Below are 15,820 nucleotides of genomic sequence, written 5' to 3'. Positions count from 1 at the left end.
ATTGAAAGGGAAGTCTAGAACCGAATGGAATAACTAACAAAAAAGCGCCTAAAAAGGCGCTTTTTTATATGGCTGGGGTAGCTGGACTCGAACCAACGAATCGCGGGATCAAAACCCGCTGCCTTACCAACTTGGCTATACCCCAATTTGTGTTGTAACGCGACGTCAGCCACATTACTGAATAGTGGCTGGGGTAGCTGGACTCGAACCAACGAATCGCGGGATCAAAACCCGCTGCCTTACCAACTTGGCTATACCCCAACAATGGTGCGGAAGGAGAGACTTGAACTCTCACGCCGTGAAGCACTGGAACCTAAATCCAGCGTGTCTACCAATTCCACCACTTCCGCATAGACAACCTTCTACTAAAGTAGAAAGTGGTGGCTACGGCGGGACTCGAACCTGCGACCCCATCATTATGAGTGATGTGCTCTAACCAGCTGAGCTACGTAGCCACGTAGAAACTCCGTTTCGGAGTGGCGCGTATTATGCTGATAAGGGTATTTACCGTCAACCCCTTTTTAGCGATATATCTTCGCGATATTGCTGATTGCGCATTATCTAGTCAATTTCCTTGTGTATGTAATGACTAATTCGTTAAAAGCGCAGGAGAGAGTTATCAAAAGAGCGATTAAAGTGTGGACTTCACGGCCTCAATTTTAGCAACCCACTGAGCGTGAGTTTCATGAGCGTCGGGGTATTTATTAAACAAGGCCTTGATATTTTTAGCATCACGCATGTTAAATAAAGACTGGTTTAAGCGATTGAGGTAAACCTGAGCCTCTTTGTTTGTTTTTAACACTATCGTATGCACACTATCGGCATGAAAAATCGGTTCAATTTTTTTCATGCAGTCTCGGTTTTGGGCACCATCTACGAACAAACAATAGTAATCAATAATGCTCTCACCTAAAAATAAGTAATCGATTCGTCCAGCATCTAGCATGTCATATAGCTGTGGACGCTGGGCTGTGGGGTAAATATTTTCAAACCCCAGTTCGCGCGACAGCTCCTCATGGATTGATTTTGCTGGTACGCCGATCGTACTGTTTTGTAAATCAATCTCATCAAAGTGATTAACGCTGTTTTTAGGGTGAGTGAATATCGCAGAGCCCTCTGCGATCAAAGGGAGTGAAAACGTCGCCCATTTTTCTCGTTCTTTGGTCTTTAGTGCCGCGAAGACGAGATCGACTTTACCTGACTGTAGTCGCTTCATCGAGGCATTCCATGACGAGGGAATAACGACTAACTCAATATTGGCTTTTTCAGCTGCGGCTTCCAGCAACAGCCACGATAGTCCATATGAGCTGGACGCTGAGACATAACGAGCATGGTCTTCAAAAACAGTGACCGTCACTTCATCCTTGGCATAAGCAATGCCTGTGTAAAAGATTAAAAATACGACGCATAACACACGAAGCTTAAGCAACCTAGACATCCTGTTTGAGCGGAACCTTGTATGATTTTTATACTAACGAATATTACTTTTTTTGTCATAAGAAAATTAACTGTAGAGGCCATTTTGTTGTTTTGATTTGATGGTGGTCAATGTCAATGTGTAGACGTGATTTGGGTGGTCACTTTATCAACGTTTTAGGTTGCAGTGACTAGTTTTTATTGCTGTCATGGTGAGTTGGCAAAGTGTTGTGGAGCAGTCAGCGATGCATCTTGTTAAAGAGGCGATAGTATGACCCATGGTAATCTCGATGTACGTTAATAACGCTCAATTTATTGTGGGATAGTTTATCCAGCAGCACCAAAACGCCCCATTTTAAAGTGATATAGAATGGGGCTTTGGGTGTTTTTAATAGTGGGTTCCGCTATGGGTTCCCAACTGATTAACGGAAGGGCTAGACGTTAAATCTGAAGTGGATAACGTCACCGTCTTTAACAATATAATCTTTACCTTCTAGGCGCCATTTCCCGGCATCTTTTGCACCTTGTTCACCCTTGAATTCGATAAAGTGATCAAAACCAATGATTTCTGCACGGATAAAGCCTTTTTCAAAATCAGTATGGATTTTACCGGCAGCCTGTGGAGCAGTTGACCCTTCAGGGAAGGTCCATGCTCTAACTTCTTTAACACCTGCGGTGAAATAAGTTTGCAGTGTTAAAAGGCTGTAACCTGCACGGATAACGCGGTTTAGACCAGGCTCTTCAAGGCCCATTTCGTCTAAAAACTCTACTTTTTCTTCTTCATCAAGTTCTGCAATTTCTGATTCAATTGCAGCACAAACAGCAACGACTACCGCATTTTCAGTTTCCGCAATGGCTCTTACCTGATCGAGATAAGGATTGTTGTCAAAGCCATCTTCGTTAACATTCGCAATATACATGGTTGGCTTTAACGTCAGCATGTTCATGTAGCTGATCGCCGCTAATTCTTCTTTGCTAAGTTCAAGAGAACGTAGCAATAAGCCTTCATCCAGATGTGGCTTTATTTTTTCCAATACTTTTAATTCGTACTTGGCATCTGCGTCTCCACCTTTAGCTCTTTTGGCTACGCGGATAAGCGCTTTTTCGGTGGTTTCTAAATCAGCCAAGGCCAATTCAGTGTTGATAACATCAATGTCATCTTTAGGGCTTACTTTGCCAGCAACGTGGACAATATTCTCATCATCGAAACAACGAACAACATGGCCTATCGCATCAGTCTCACGAATGTTGGCAAGGAATTTATTCCCCAAACCTTCGCCTTTTGATGCGCCTTCTACCAATCCTGCGATATCAACAAATTCCATCGTGGTGGGTATAACGCGTTGTGGTTTCACAATTTCGGCTAGCGCAGTTAAGCGCTCATCAGGTACAGGTACCACACCCGTATTGGGTTCAATGGTACAAAACGGAAAGTTTGCCGCTTCGATACCAGCTTTAGTCAGTGCATTGAAGAGGGTCGATTTACCAACATTTGGCAAGCCAACAATACCACATTTAAAACCCATAGTTGTTTCCTGTAAACATTATCTGCGCCGAGCTATTAACCGGCTTTAAAAGAGTGAAGTCGTTGTTGCGCAGCGGTTAAGTCTTGCGCTAATAATAATTCCGTACAACGAATTGCTTCGTCTATTACCTCATCCATGGCCAGTTTCTCCTCAGTAGTCGGTTTGCCTAAAACAAAACCTGTTACTTTAGATTTGTGCCCCGGATGTCCAATACCTATTCTCAAGCGCAAAAAATCTTTGTCATTCCCCATTTTACTGACGATATCCCGTATACCATTTTGACTTGAGCTACCACCCACTTTGTATTTGGCAACACCCGGCGGTAAATCGAGTTCGTCAAATGCAACTAATATAGATGATACGGGGATTTTGAAGAAATTCGCCATAGCAGCCACAGATTGCCCACTGCGATTCATAAAGGTACTAGGGTAGAGTAGTCGTACATCTTTATTCGCAATAGTAACGCGAGCTGTTTGACCAAAGAACTTGGCTTCAGGGGTAAGGGATTGATTATACGTTTGTGCCAGTCGTTGCAAAAACCATGCACCGGCGTTGTGACGGGTATTTTCGTATTCGGGGCCTGGATTACCCAGGCCCACAATAAGGCGTATATCAGCCAAAGGAATTATTCCTCTGATGCCTCTTCGTCGTCGCTTGCAGCTTCTTCTTCAGCAGCTGCTTTCTTAGCTTTCTTGATTGTCACAACAGCAAGGTCGTGAGTTTCATCGTTTTTAGCTAGTTCTACAGACTCAACACCTTTTGGAAGTTTGATGTCTGATAAATGCAACGTCTGATCCATTTCTAAATCTGCAACATCAACTTCGATGAACTCAGGTAAGTCTTTTGGTAGACATGTGATTTCGATTTCGTTGACGTGGTGTTCTGCAATACCACCAGCTTTAACAGCAGCAGACTTCTCTTCGTTAACGAAGTGAATTGGAACATTAGTGTGAAGTTTTTCACCAGCGATTACACGTTGGAAATCGATGTGAGTTACTTTCGGCTTGAATGGGTGGCGTTGCATGTCTTTAACAAGCGCTTGCACTTCTTTACCGTCGACGTTTAAGGTAAGGATGTGAGAGTAAAATGCTTCAAACTCTTGTGCTTGGATAACTTTGTTATGCTCAAGAGTAAGTGCTACTGGCGCTTCTTCACCACCGTAAAGGATCGCAGGAACTTTATCCGCGTGACGTAGGCGGCGGCTCGCACCTTTCCCCAAGTCAGTACGGACTTGCGCATCCAAATTAAAAATTGCTTCAGACATTGAAATGTCTCCAAATTAAATCGTTTAAAAGAGTGGCATCTTGCGACCAGATCCCACGGTTATTGCAAGCAAAATGGTTTTACCAAGCTTGCACCCCTCAAAAAAGGGCGGCGAATTCTAACACTTCAATTGCCCATACACAACGCCGTATAAGGAAATAACGAGAAAAACCCATTGTGATGCTGCAAAACCTTTTACCTTGGGGGAATTTGGCTACACTCAAAAGCAATTTCTCGCAAATAAGGATCCAATAATGAGCTGTAATTTTGTGCGCAGGGTAATTAGAGCGGCAGGCGTTATAACGTGCCTAATATTGTCAATAGGTCATGCTATTGCTGACGTGGAGAGGGCTAATCAAAGCGGGAAGGTTGCGTTAGTGGGTGGCCGCTTGATTGACGGCTACGGTCATCAACCATTGGCAAATAGCGTCATATTAATCAACCAAGGTGTTATTGAAGCCATTGGTCAAACGGATTCTTTGCCAGTACCTGAAGGCTATGTGATTGTCAGTACAGAAGGACATGACGTATTGCCAGGACTTTGGGAGAACCATGCTCACCTAATGTTAACCGGGCATGCTGACTATGAACACTGGCGTAAATTTTATACTGATAGGCTCGCTTCAGAAATAATGCCAGCTTCAGCGGTGCAATTGCTGTTGGCGGGGATCACCAGCGCGAGAGATCTGGGGGCACCACTGGAAGATTCGCTGATCGTGCGTCAACGCATTAAAGATGGGGAGATCCCTGGCCCTAATTTATATATTTCGGGTCCATTTATACAGAAAGCACCTTACCCTGGCACATCACATTACCGTTGGGGGGTTGAGGGTGTTAGCGATGCCAAAGCAAAAGTCAATAAACTCGCAGATGCTGGTGTTGATTTTATAAAGCTGGTTGATCAGGACAGTATGACCCATGACGAGGCGCAAGCCGTCATCGACCAAGCGCACGCCAGAGGGTTGAAGGTCATTGGACATAGCCATCGCCCAGATGAAATTCGTGTGGGGTTGGAAATGGGTATCGATAATTTTGAGCATACTGGGTTAACCACTGCACCTGAGTATCCAGACGATGTTATGCAAGCATTAAAAGAGCGCACAGCACGAGGTCGAGTCGCCGGTGGACCTTTATATTGGACGCCGACGGTGGAAGGGCTTTGGAACTATCAATTAACCGTGGCAAATCCAGAGCGCTTGGATAATCCATGCTGGCATAGAGGCCTCAAAGCAGACACCATCGCCGATATCAAGCAATCGTTAGCACAACCCGGCAAGTTAGCGTACATGCAATTAACGCCGTTAAGAAAACCTACTCTGAAACGCAAAATTGAACAGCTTAGAGAGGCCGGTGTTGTGTTCCTTACCGGGACTGACAGTGGCATTCCGACCAAGTTTCATTGTCAAAGTACTTGGAATGAGTTGGCAGTATGGGTTGATGAAATGGATATACCGGCAATGGACGCAATAAGAGCCGCAACCTACTGGCCATCAGTATTTATGAATGTTGATGATAAATTCGGTACTGTAAGCGAGGGGAAAGTGGCGGATATTGTTGCCGTAAAAGGTGATGTATTACGCTATATAAGCCTATTGCAAGACGTCAAAATGGTTATGAAAGGTGGGGTTGTGTACAAATACAATGGGCAAGCCATTGAATCCGCGCTCTGAGACAGTTCAATAAAACAAACGATGCCTTCCATATAATGAAGGCATCGTTGATCTGATTAGAGCTCTTGCGGTGAAGCAGGTTTAGGTTTGACCGATGAATCATCTACATTACTGATAGAATCCACTTTCATAACCGTGCCAAATTGTGTTGTTGTTAACATCTCTGGCATCGGCGTGCCCGTAACCGTTAACGCTAAACCGTGTCTGTGATAGGCCTTGTCCAGACCTTGAAGAACCCACTTACTGCCATCATCACCGATAAACGCGTAGAAACCACCTTCAAAAGGCTTAAACTCTATGTGCCCGTTTAGTGTGATCATGTCAGCCTCTTTTTTATCAGATATATCAATAGGGTTGGCAGGAGCCTCCACTACGGTTTCTTCACTATTGTTTGTGTGTGTATCTGTCTCGTCTTGACAGCCTGTAATGCCCAATGCAATTGCCAATACAGCGATTAGATTTACATGTTTCATCAACTTCATACACTCCTTCACATGACAGTATTGAGTTTGGTGATGTTGCTCACAGTATCGTAAATGTATTGGGAAAACTATACGTCGCCTTCCTTTTTATCGTTGCGTTCAGTCACTATTCAGATACGAGAGTCATGGCGAAGTGTACTCATTGAGTGGCTGGTTTCTGCTGGATTGCGGGTAAAGTCAATAAAGGTAAATCTTGAGCCAATAAAAAAGCCGGCAAAAGCCGGCTTTTCTGATTGTCAGGGTTCGATTTAGTACTCGAACATAGCTGAGATTGACTCTTCATTGCTAATACGGCGAATCGTCTCTGCCAGCATCTGTGATAATGTCAGTTGCTTAACTTTATTAATTTTCTGCATTTCAGGACTCAATGGAATTGAGTCGGTGACGATGATTTCATCAATCACTGAGTTACGCAGGTTTTCACACGCATTGCCAGAGAAAATAGCATGTGTTGCGTAGGCATACACATTACGTGCGCCATGCGCTTTCAGTGCTTCGGCTGCTTTCGCCAGAGTACCACCGGTATCAATCATATCGTCAACGATGATGCAATCACGGTCATTAACGTCACCGATGATGTTCATGACTTGCGCAACATTCGCCTTTGGACGACGTTTGTCGATAATGGCAAGGTCGGTATCATTTAATAGCTTCGCGGTAGCACGCGCACGTACAACACCACCGATATCAGGCGATACTACGACAGGCGCATGGAAGTCTCGGCGACACATATCATCCAATAGGATTGGAGTGCCAAATGCGTTATCCACGGGTACGTCGAAGAACCCTTGGATTTGCTCTGCATGCAAATCAATCGTTAAGACACGGTCAACGCCAACGTTTGATAGGAAGTCTGCAACCACTTTTGCCGTAATAGGTACACGGGCAGAGCGAACACGACGGTCCTGACGGGCATAGCCGAAATACGGTATAACCGCTGTGATTCGTCCAGCTGATGCACGGCGCAGTGCATCAATCATTACGATCAGTTCCATCAAGTTGTCATTTGTCGGCGCACACGTAGACTGGATAATAAAAACGTCCGAGCCACGGACGTTTTCATGAATTTCAACACTGATCTCACCGTCGCTAAAACGACCGACGCTGGCATTTCCCAGCTTGGTGTAAAGCCTATCGGCAACTTTTTGGGCAAGCTCCGGTACTGCATTACCGGTAAATAGCTTCATATCTGGCACGTGTCTATCCTCAGTGCATAAGTTCATGATGTGGCTGGGGTAGCTGGACTCGAACCAACGAATCGCGGGATCAAAACCCGCTGCCTTACCAACTTGGCTATACCCCAATTTTTAGGTTTTGTTCGCAGTGACCCGCATTACGTCAATGCTTCCTTAGGAGTGTTTGCCTAACGCCAGTTTCAATGGCGAACATTCGACACCTTTCGCAACAAATCCCTGCCATTTCGGCGGTAATTGCTGCATAACAGCGAGCGCATCGCTTTCTTGCTCGAATGTTGCAAACACACAGGCTCCTGTCCCCGTCATTCGCGACGGTGCGTAGTTTATCAACCACTGTAATAATTTTGCAACTTTGGGATAGCGATTAATTACCAGATCCTGGCAATCATTCCGCGTGAGATCGAAATCATAGTCATCAATTTCAATTTTCGCGCTATTGCGTGGGAGCTCAGGTGCGCCAAAAATGGCCGCCGTGGAAATATGGCAGTTCGGGAAAACCACGAGGTAATATGCGCTGGGTATTTTGACTGGCGTTAATTGCTCACCCACACCCGATGCAAATGCCGTGTTGCCATGCACAAAAACCGGTACGTCAGCGCCCAATTGGAGTCCGAGCTTGGCAAGTTCATTGTCTGATAAACCACATTGCCACAAATGGTTGAGCACGCACAGGGTTGTCGCTGCGTTAGACGAACCGCCACCAATACCACCGCCCATGGGCAGATTTTTTTCCAACCAAATCTTACAACCAAACGTTGTATTCGTATGGTGTTGAAGCAATTTAGCCGCTTTGACAATTAAGTTGTCGTCGTTTGCTACACCGTCGATGGGGGTCTCGAGTATTATTTGACCATCATTCGGGATAACCTCAAAGGCCAGTCGGTCACCATAATCCAGCATTTGAAAAATACTTTGCAGTTCATGATATCCATCTGCACGACGCCCTGTTATGTGCAAAAACAAATTGAGTTTGGCAGGAGAGGGCCACCACTTCATAACACTTCCCACTGGTTCACTTTTAATCTGATTGATAAGTTTTCGCTCTGACTGATAGTCATCATGCGTGGCAGTACAATGCCTGATTCTTGGGTGTATTGCTGGTAATTGACGTGCCATGGGCCAGATGCCAATGGCACAACAACGGTAGCGAGCAGGCCTTTATCATCTCGCGTCACGATATCGTGCGAGCGTGCAGTACCTTTTACCCAATTTTTCATTGCTGTAACGGGAATAGGCCAGCCGCTGACTTCATAAATAAGCGCCTCTGCATCATTATGGCGATACGTTTCCCCATCGGCTTCGAGCACTGCTTCATGTTCATCCACCGTTAATGACAGCAAGGTCACACCGACAAGATTGGTTAACGTGAAAGTGTAAGCATCGCCGCGTTGTTGCCATCTTACATAGGCGCTGAACGATTCTTGCTCACTCTTGAATGCTAAACGACCGCGCAAATTCCAGTTGTGCATCAACGATAGCTTTTCATCGTTTATTGTCACGTTAACGACATCAGGCGGAGGAGGTGGCGATTTACACGCCGATAGTGACATCAGCGACAAAAATAAAACGAATAGGATACGATGCATTACATCAATGCCTTAACAGATTAAGTGATAAGCGGCCTAGTCACTATCATACAATATTTACATGAGAAGAATTAGGATACGTGCAGTTAGCTTTCCCATGCAAGCCAATAATATGCGTATATTTTTAATGAAATCACGTATAGATGGGCAGAATCGATTAGAACAATCGGGTAAACCAGTCATGCTAATACTTTCTTTCAATTTGGCTTTTTCGTACAATGCGCGGGCTTACAGTCACATCAGTATTCAATGACCTTAATCGCTCTAGGAATTAATCACAAAACCGCACCCGTAGCATTACGTGAAAAAGTCGCGTTCAATGCTGATAGTTTGGTGCAGGCGCTTTTGTCGTTGAAAGAAAAAAAACAAGCGAAAGAAGCCGTGATTGTGTCAACCTGCAATCGTACTGAGATCTATGCACTTGCTGATGACACTGATGCCGAGACCGGCGCCAAAGCACTACAACAGTGGTTAGCAGACTTTCATGCATTATCAGACGGTACGTTAGAGCAACATTGCTATACCTATTTTGATGATTCTGCTGTTCAACATATGATGCGAGTCGCTAGTGGTCTCGACTCGTTGGTGCTAGGCGAGCCGCAAATTTTAGGACAAGTCAAACAAGCCTTTAACGATGCGAAGCACACTGGTGTTGTGGGCAATGGACTGGAGCGTTTGTTTCAATACACGTTTTCAGTGGCGAAGCGGGTGAGAACAGAAACTGAAATTGGCAATAATGCGGTTTCAGTGGCCTATGCTGCGGTGCAGTTGTCTAAGCATATCTTTGCGAGTTTAGACAAGCAAAAAGTGCTTTTGGTTGGGGCAGGAGAGACGATTGAGCTTGTGGCACAACACCTGAAAGAGCAGGGCGTTAAATCCTTGATGGTCGCTAACCGAACTCTGGCCAGAGCCGAATCGCTTGCACAACAACTGTCAGCAGAAGCACTAACGCTGGCGCAACTACCGTCACATTTAGCGCAGGCGGATATCGTGATATCCAGTACCGCCAGTCAGTTGCCACTTATTGGTAAAGGCATGGTTGAACATGCGCTTAAAGCGCGTAAAAACAGGCCGATGTTTATCGTTGATTTGGCAGTACCGCGTGATGTTGAAGTGGAAGTCGCTGAATTAGACAATGCGTATTTGTACACAGTGGATGATTTGCAGCACATTGTTGAGCAAAATATTGCCAACAGACAGAATGCAGCAGAAGCGGCTGAAGAGTTGATTTTGGAGCAGTCAAAGGCCTATGAAGCCTGGTTACAAAGCCGAGACTCAATTGATTTAGTCAGAACCTACCGTCAGCGAAACCAACTGCAAACTGAGCAATTATTAAATAGTGCTTTGCAACAACTGGGTGAAGGAAAAGCCGCAGATAAATTACTGCAAGAATTAGCGCATAAATTGAGTAATTATTTAATGCACGCGCCAACAAAGGCGTTGAATGTAGCGATTGAACGCAACGATGAAGAATTGAAACGGACGTTATCTGATGCTTTTGAGTTAGAAACGCCGTCGATGGAAAAGAAAAACTAAGAGAGCATCATGAAAGAATCTGTAGTAGCGAAGTTAACCTCACTTGTCGAGCGATTTGAAGAGGTTCAAGCATTGCTTAGCTCACCTGAAGTTATCGCAGACCAAGAACGTTTTCGCGCCTTATCAAAAGAGTTTTCTCAATTAGAGGCGGTGGTCAAAGCGTTTAACGAGTATCAGCAAGCGCAAGAAGACTTAGCCTCTGCGTCAGAAATGATGAGCGAGGATGATGCTGAAATGCGCGAGATGGCCCAAGAAGAATACAAGGCTGCAAAAGCGCAAATTGAAGTGTTGGAAAAAGATTTACAGATCTTGCTGTTACCTAAAGATCCGAATGATGATCACAATTGCTTTATTGAAATACGTGCAGGCGCGGGTGGCGATGAGGCTGCGATTTTCGCTGGCGACTTGTTCCGTATGTACAGCCGTTATGCTGAAACGAGCGGTTTGCGTATGGAAATTGTTAGCGCGAATGAAGGTGAACACGGCGGGTTTAAAGAAATTATCGCAAATGTATCCGGCGATGGTGCATACGGTATTTTGAAGTTTGAGTCTGGTGGCCATCGAGTTCAGCGAGTACCTGAAACAGAATCTCAGGGGCGTATTCATACGTCAGCGTGCACAGTCGCGGTTTTGCCTGAGGTGCCAGAGTCAGAAGCGATTGAAATTAATCCTGCTGACCTACGTATTGATACCTTCCGTGCATCGGGTGCAGGTGGTCAGCACGTTAACAAAACCGATTCTGCGATCCGTCTTACGCACATTCCTACGGGCGTTGTAGTGGAGTGTCAGGATGAACGTTCACAGCATAAAAACCGAGCGAAAGCGATGTCGGTACTGAACGCGCGCCTGAACCAAATAGAGCAGGATAAACGCGCCGCAGAAGAGGCCTCTACACGTAAGAGTCTCGTAGGAAGCGGTGACCGATCTGAGCGTATTCGCACATACAATTTCCCACAAGGGCGCGTGACTGACCACCGTATAAACCTTACGTTGTACAAGCTAGATGACGTAATCGAAGGTGATTTAAATGCCTTGTTAGAGCCTATAAGACAAGAACATCAAGCCGATCTATTGGCCTCTCTGTCTGAGGAATAATGGCGATGCGCCTAGACCAAGCACTTGCGAGCACGCGACAGCGCTTAGCAAGTGCTGGCAGTGGGTCTGCATCGGTTGATGCGCGTGCTCTGATAAAACATGTTATGGGCTGTGACGATAGGTTTGTTTTTACCTACCCTGAAACGGTTTTGTCCGATGAACAAGCCCAAACACTCGAATCTTTACTGCAGCGTCGTGAAGCAGGCGAGCCTATCGCTTACATAACGGGTAAGCGGGCGTTTTGGAATTTCGAGCTAAACGTCGCACCCTCAACACTTATTCCGCGGCCAGAAACCGAACTATTGGTCGAAACCGCATTGCAGCGCGTAACAATCGATAATGCTTTAGTGTGTGATTTGGGTACCGGAACGGGCGCTATAGCTCTGGCGCTGGCAGCCGAGAAACCTCATTGGAGCGTTACCGGATTGGACTGTGTCGCCGATGCTGTAAGGCTGGCGCAACAAAACCAGTCAACATTAGGCATTAAAAATGTCTCGTTTATTCAGAGCCATTGGTTTGACGAACTCCCGCGACAAGCCTTTCATCTGATTGTGTCGAATCCACCATACGTAGAGCCGGATAGTCCTTATCTAAGTGAAGGAGACGTGCGGTTTGAACCAACCAGCGCATTAACCGCAGCGGATGATGGGTACGCTGATCTGAGAAATATCATCTTCCAAGCACCTGAGTTTCTTGCTAATGGCGGTTGGTTAATGGTAGAACATGGGTATGGACAGGCATCGAGACTTCAGGAGTTCTTCAATGATGCTGGTTTTTCAAAGGTTGAAACGCTGCACGACTTGCAACAACACCCGCGCATTACGCTGGGAGTTTGGTCTTCGCCACAAAAATAATAATAAAAGGCATATAGCATGAATGACGAACTGTTATTTGTTGATGATCCTGATGAACCCGAACTGCCTCCCATTGAAACCGACAGTGGTACATGGACAATACTGATCGTTGACGATGAACCGGAAGTTCACGCGGTTACTAAACTCGCACTGAGTGATTTCAGTTTTCACGGTAAAGGATTAAGTTTCATCAGCGCTTACTCAGGTGCCGAAGCAAAAGAAGTATTTAAGCAGCACAATGACATCGCTGTGGTGTTGCTTGATGTGGTGATGGAAGAAGATGACTCTGGCTTGAAAGTTGCCGAGTATATTCGCGATGAAATCCACAATCATTTCTGCCGTATCATTTTGCGTACAGGGCAGCCTGGCCAAGCGCCAGAGAAAGATGTCATCATCAATTACGATATCAATGATTACAAATCCAAGACTGAATTAACGGCACAAAAACTATTTACCGTCGTCATTTCAGCATTACGTTCGTTCAATGACATTATAGTCATCGAAGAAAACCGGGCGGGATTACAAAAAATTGTTGAAGCGTCTGCGGATTTATATTGTGCGCGCTCATTGGAAACCTTTATTCAAGGCTTAGTGCAGCAGTTGGCTTCTATCTTAGGTTGTTCTAAAGATGCTGCGTATATCACTAGTGCAGTAGCGACACCACAACCGATGAATCGCCCTGATTCTGAAGAGTTATTTATCTTTGCTGGGAATGGTGAATACGCCAATTATGAAGGTAAAAAGCTGCAAGATGTGATTAACGAGAAAGAGTTATCGACCTGTCGAGAAGCGCTAGAAAAGAAAGAGATCATCTATGGTGAAGACCATTTAGTCGCGTTTTGCCACAGTAAATCCAGACACGGTTCATTGTTGTACTTATCTGGTTTGCCGCGCAAGCTCAGTTATAACGATAAATTACTCATCGATGTGTTTGCGCAGAACGTTCAATTTGCATTTGAAAATGTCTTATCAACTCGCGATATAGAAGATACTCAGCAAGAGGTGATAGAACGTTTGGGTGTGGCTATGGAACACGATACAGCCACCAGTGAGCAATTACGCCGCATTCGTTTGATCTGCGAGTTGCTTGGTAAAAGCGCCAAACTTTCAGAGCAAGAAATTGAACGTTTAAGTATGGCAGTGCCTTTGCACGATATTGGCAGTACAAAAGTCCCTCACGCGATTATCCAAAAACCGGAAGAGCTTTCTAGCGAAGAAAGAGAACTCATTAAACGTCACACTAAGTTCGGTTACGACATTTTGAGTGGCTCAGACAGACCGGTTATCCAATTAGCGGCCACATTAGCCTATCAGCACCATGAGCGGTGGGATGGAACCGGCTACCCCAATGGCTTAAAAGGGGATCAGATTTCATTGGAAGCGAGGATCACCGCGCTGGCTGATGTATTTGATGCACTTTACAATAAACGTCCGCATAAACCCGCTTGGCCATTAGAAAAAGTGGTTGAGCACATACAGGCGCAAAGTGGCAAACACTTTGATCCTGAGCTAGTCGAGTTACTGCTTGCCAGTGTGGATGACATCGTCAAGATCCAGTCCGCTCATCCATGCCTTAATTAAATTCAGGAGTTTTGCTATGTACATGATGATGAAGCATCTTCATCTAACCGCTATTGCGTTAAGCGTATTATTTTTTGTGTTCAGATTTGTATTAAAACAAATGGATGCTGCAATGTTGCAGCAAAAATGGTTGAAGATAGTGCCGCATATCGTTGATACCGTGCTTCTGGTATCAGCCATTACGCTGTGTGTATTGCTTAGTCAATATCCTATTGTAAATGGCTGGCTTACGGTCAAATTAGGTGGGCTTATCGCCTATGTGGTGTTTGTTTTTCTTGCGCTTAAACGCGCACAAAGTAAAGCAGGGCAATGGGGCTCGGCTGTTGCAGCACTCATTTGTTTAGCCGTGACAGCGAAGGTTGCCATCCTGAAACAACCATTGTTCTTCTGAGGTTGTAATGATTGAAAACGTACAAGTTAAAGGTATCACTGTAGCTAATGACGCACCTATGGTGCTATTTGGTGGCATGAATGTGTTGGAATCCCGCGATTTGGCATTGCGTATTGCTGAACGCTATATGGAAGTGACGCAGAAGCTCAACATTCCCTATGTATTTAAAGCTTCATTTGATAAAGCCAATCGCTCTTCTGTGCACTCTTATCGAGGTCCAGGGCTAGATGAAGGCCTAAAGATATTTGAAGCCATTAAACAGCAGTTTGATGTGCCGATCATTACTGATGTTCATGAGCCGCATCAGGCTGCCCCTGTGGCAGAAGTGGTTGATATCATTCAGTTGCCGGCTTTTCTGGCGCGTCAGACTGACTTGGTGGTCGCAATGGCTGAGACGGGCGCTGTTATCAATGTGAAGAAACCTCAATTTTTAGCGCCCCATGAAATGCGCCATATCATCAAGAAGTTCGCAGAAGCCGGTAATGAAAAAATCTTATTGTGCGAACGTGGTAGCTGTTTTGGTTACAACAATTTGATTGTTGATATGTTGGGCATGGATGAAATGAAGCAATATGCGCCGGTTATTTTTGACGCCACTCACGCCTTGCAAAGACCTGGAGGTAGAAGTGACTCAGCCGATGGCAGACGTGCTCAAGCTGCGCAGTTAGCGCGTTCCGGCATGGCATTGGGTATTGCTGGGTTATTTATTGAAGCGCATCCAGATCCCAATCAAGCGTTGTGTGATGGACCCTGTGCACTGCCGTTAGATAAGCTTGAACCTTATCTTGCGCAAATGAAAGCCGTTGATGAAATGGTTAAACAGTTTCCCGCTCTAGATACAAGTGCCAACTAATTGTTGGCACTCATCGTTATCGCCATTAAATCGCTAATTATTCGCCAATCACTACCTTAAATTGATTTTGTGGCAATGTTTGCCTAGCTAGCGATAAGCGAGTGTTAAGCTCGTGAGCAAGCTCTTCTTGCTTAACCGCATTGGCAACGGTTTGCTGGATATAAGGTGCTTCTATATTTTTGATGTTTTGACGTATTTGTGCGGCTAGCTGTTGCGTTATATCCTGCGTTTCAAACAGGCGTACATCTGACGCATCTACAGATGATGATGCAAATGCAGTGTTAGTGACAATAGTCGCGACTAAATTGATGGCAATGAACAGGGTTTTCATGATGAAATTACTCTACCTTGAGTTAAATAAACTTGTTAAC

At 45.2% G+C, this 15,820-nt stretch carries 16 protein-coding genes and 5 tRNA genes; 7 read left to right on the top strand and 14 right to left on the bottom strand.

Annotation, left to right across the window (positions count from 1 at the left end; genetic code table 11):
- Nucleotides 1–69 precede the first annotated feature (69 nt).
- The 8 genes from CSH93_RS03355 to CSH93_RS03320 form a co-directional block, all read right to left on the bottom strand.
- Nucleotides 70–145 (bottom strand) — tRNA-Gln (locus CSH93_RS03355).
- A 40-nt stretch (nucleotides 146–185) separates the two neighbouring features.
- Nucleotides 186–261: transfer RNA gene (locus CSH93_RS03350), tRNA-Gln, on the bottom strand.
- Between the two features lie 4 nt (nucleotides 262–265).
- Nucleotides 266–350 (bottom strand) — tRNA-Leu (locus CSH93_RS03345).
- A gap of 28 nt (nucleotides 351–378) precedes the next feature.
- Nucleotides 379–455: transfer RNA gene (locus CSH93_RS03340), tRNA-Met, on the bottom strand.
- 176 nt (nucleotides 456–631) lie between these two features.
- The gene (locus tag CSH93_RS03335; RefSeq protein WP_164078281.1) at nucleotides 632–1,429 is read right to left on the bottom strand and encodes a substrate-binding periplasmic protein; all 798 of its coding nucleotides are present in this window, start codon (nucleotides 1,427–1,429) and stop codon (nucleotides 632–634) included.
- 421 nt (nucleotides 1,430–1,850) lie between these two features.
- Entirely contained in the window at nucleotides 1,851–2,942 is a 1,092-nt protein-coding gene (gene ychF, locus CSH93_RS03330) for a redox-regulated ATPase YchF (protein WP_100641789.1), read from the bottom strand.
- A gap of 35 nt (nucleotides 2,943–2,977) precedes the next feature.
- Entirely contained in the window at nucleotides 2,978–3,562 is a 585-nt protein-coding gene (gene pth / locus CSH93_RS03325; protein ID WP_100641788.1) for an aminoacyl-tRNA hydrolase, read from the bottom strand.
- A 5-nt stretch (nucleotides 3,563–3,567) separates the two neighbouring features.
- Nucleotides 3,568–4,206, bottom strand: coding sequence for a 50S ribosomal protein L25/general stress protein Ctc (locus CSH93_RS03320; protein ID WP_100641787.1), 639 nt, complete (start codon nucleotides 4,204–4,206; stop codon nucleotides 3,568–3,570).
- A 253-nt stretch (nucleotides 4,207–4,459) separates the two neighbouring features.
- On the opposite strand from CSH93_RS03320, the gene CSH93_RS03315 reads away from it, so the two are divergent.
- Entirely contained in the window at nucleotides 4,460–5,875 is a 1,416-nt protein-coding gene (locus CSH93_RS03315) for an amidohydrolase family protein (protein ID WP_100641786.1), read from the top strand.
- Between the two features lie 56 nt (nucleotides 5,876–5,931).
- Here the strand turns inward: CSH93_RS03315 and CSH93_RS03310 are convergent, their stop codons facing one another.
- The 5 genes from CSH93_RS03310 to lolB form a co-directional block, all read right to left on the bottom strand.
- Nucleotides 5,932–6,357: a ribose-phosphate pyrophosphokinase gene (locus tag CSH93_RS03310; RefSeq protein WP_100641785.1), complete on the bottom strand. Its 426-nt coding sequence runs from the start codon at nucleotides 6,355–6,357 to the stop codon at nucleotides 5,932–5,934.
- 248 nt (nucleotides 6,358–6,605) lie between these two features.
- A complete protein-coding gene (locus CSH93_RS03305) occupies nucleotides 6,606–7,553 on the bottom strand; it encodes a ribose-phosphate pyrophosphokinase (RefSeq protein ID WP_100641784.1) in 948 nt (315 codons plus the stop codon).
- Nucleotides 7,554–7,584: 31 nt separating this feature from the next.
- Nucleotides 7,585–7,660: transfer RNA gene (locus CSH93_RS03300), tRNA-Gln, on the bottom strand.
- 46 nt (nucleotides 7,661–7,706) lie between these two features.
- Entirely contained in the window at nucleotides 7,707–8,549 is an 843-nt protein-coding gene (gene ispE, locus CSH93_RS03295) for a 4-(cytidine 5'-diphospho)-2-C-methyl-D-erythritol kinase (protein ID WP_205663182.1), read from the bottom strand.
- Nucleotides 8,546–9,139, bottom strand: coding sequence for a lipoprotein insertase outer membrane protein LolB (lolB, locus tag CSH93_RS03290; RefSeq protein WP_100641782.1), 594 nt, complete (start codon nucleotides 9,137–9,139; stop codon nucleotides 8,546–8,548). The genes ispE and lolB overlap by 4 nt, the downstream gene beginning before the upstream one ends.
- A gap of 249 nt (nucleotides 9,140–9,388) precedes the next feature.
- On the opposite strand from lolB, the gene hemA reads away from it, so the two are divergent.
- Genes hemA through kdsA form a run of 6 tightly spaced genes read left to right on the top strand, consistent with a single transcriptional unit; the run spans nucleotide 9,389 to nucleotide 15,449 of the window.
- The gene (hemA, locus tag CSH93_RS03285; RefSeq protein WP_100641781.1) at nucleotides 9,389–10,675 is read left to right on the top strand and encodes a glutamyl-tRNA reductase; all 1,287 of its coding nucleotides are present in this window, start codon (nucleotides 9,389–9,391) and stop codon (nucleotides 10,673–10,675) included.
- Between the two features lie 9 nt (nucleotides 10,676–10,684).
- Nucleotides 10,685–11,770 (top strand): peptide chain release factor 1, encoded by a 1,086-nt coding sequence (gene prfA / locus CSH93_RS03280; protein ID WP_100641780.1) that lies wholly within the window; start codon nucleotides 10,685–10,687, stop codon nucleotides 11,768–11,770.
- 5 nt (nucleotides 11,771–11,775) lie between these two features.
- The gene (gene prmC / locus CSH93_RS03275) at nucleotides 11,776–12,624 is read left to right on the top strand and encodes a peptide chain release factor N(5)-glutamine methyltransferase (RefSeq protein WP_205663180.1); all 849 of its coding nucleotides are present in this window, start codon (nucleotides 11,776–11,778) and stop codon (nucleotides 12,622–12,624) included.
- An 18-nt stretch (nucleotides 12,625–12,642) separates the two neighbouring features.
- Nucleotides 12,643–14,205 (top strand): DUF3369 domain-containing protein, encoded by a 1,563-nt coding sequence (locus CSH93_RS03270; RefSeq protein WP_100641778.1) that lies wholly within the window; start codon nucleotides 12,643–12,645, stop codon nucleotides 14,203–14,205.
- Between the two features lie 16 nt (nucleotides 14,206–14,221).
- Entirely contained in the window at nucleotides 14,222–14,596 is a 375-nt protein-coding gene (locus CSH93_RS03265) for a SirB2 family protein (protein WP_100641777.1), read from the top strand.
- 7 nt (nucleotides 14,597–14,603) lie between these two features.
- Complete coding sequence (gene kdsA / locus CSH93_RS03260) at nucleotides 14,604–15,449, top strand: 3-deoxy-8-phosphooctulonate synthase (protein WP_100641776.1); 846 nt, start codon at nucleotides 14,604–14,606, stop codon at nucleotides 15,447–15,449.
- A gap of 37 nt (nucleotides 15,450–15,486) precedes the next feature.
- On the opposite strand, the gene CSH93_RS03255 is transcribed toward kdsA, so the two are convergent.
- Nucleotides 15,487–15,780, bottom strand: coding sequence for a hypothetical protein (locus CSH93_RS03255; protein WP_100641775.1), 294 nt, complete (start codon nucleotides 15,778–15,780; stop codon nucleotides 15,487–15,489).
- Between the last annotated feature and the right edge of the window lie 40 nt (nucleotides 15,781–15,820).

The sequence above is a fragment of the Neoalteromonas facilis genome (genome assembly GCF_002807665.1).
Lineage (GTDB): Bacteria > Pseudomonadota > Gammaproteobacteria > Enterobacterales > Alteromonadaceae > Alteromonas_E > Alteromonas_E facilis.
This window is presented reverse-complemented; position numbering and strand designations above follow the sequence as displayed.

Excerpts from the sequence above, each read along its gene's own strand:
- ychF (WP_100641789.1), bottom strand. The coding sequence starts at position 2,942 with ATGGGTTTTAAATGTGGTATTGTTGGCTTGCCAAATGTTGGTAAATCG.
- CSH93_RS03320 (WP_100641787.1), bottom strand. The coding sequence starts at position 4,206 with ATGTCTGAAGCAATTTTTAATTTGGATGCGCAAGTCCGTACTGACTTG.
- CSH93_RS03315 (WP_100641786.1), top strand. The coding sequence starts at position 4,460 with ATGAGCTGTAATTTTGTGCGCAGGGTAATTAGAGCGGCAGGCGTTATA.
- CSH93_RS03310 (WP_100641785.1), bottom strand. The coding sequence starts at position 6,357 with ATGAAGTTGATGAAACATGTAAATCTAATCGCTGTATTGGCAATTGCA.
- ispE (WP_205663182.1), bottom strand. The coding sequence starts at position 8,549 with ATGAAGTGGTGGCCCTCTCCTGCCAAACTCAATTTGTTTTTGCACATA.
- lolB (WP_100641782.1), bottom strand. The coding sequence starts at position 9,139 with ATGCATCGTATCCTATTCGTTTTATTTTTGTCGCTGATGTCACTATCG.
- hemA (WP_100641781.1), top strand. The coding sequence starts at position 9,389 with ATGACCTTAATCGCTCTAGGAATTAATCACAAAACCGCACCCGTAGCA.
- prfA (WP_100641780.1), top strand. The coding sequence starts at position 10,685 with ATGAAAGAATCTGTAGTAGCGAAGTTAACCTCACTTGTCGAGCGATTT.
- prmC (WP_205663180.1), top strand. The coding sequence starts at position 11,776 with ATGCGCCTAGACCAAGCACTTGCGAGCACGCGACAGCGCTTAGCAAGT.
- CSH93_RS03270 (WP_100641778.1), top strand. The coding sequence starts at position 12,643 with ATGAATGACGAACTGTTATTTGTTGATGATCCTGATGAACCCGAACTG.
- CSH93_RS03265 (WP_100641777.1), top strand. The coding sequence starts at position 14,222 with ATGTACATGATGATGAAGCATCTTCATCTAACCGCTATTGCGTTAAGC.
- kdsA (WP_100641776.1), top strand. The coding sequence starts at position 14,604 with ATGATTGAAAACGTACAAGTTAAAGGTATCACTGTAGCTAATGACGCA.
- CSH93_RS03255 (WP_100641775.1), bottom strand. The coding sequence starts at position 15,780 with ATGAAAACCCTGTTCATTGCCATCAATTTAGTCGCGACTATTGTCACT.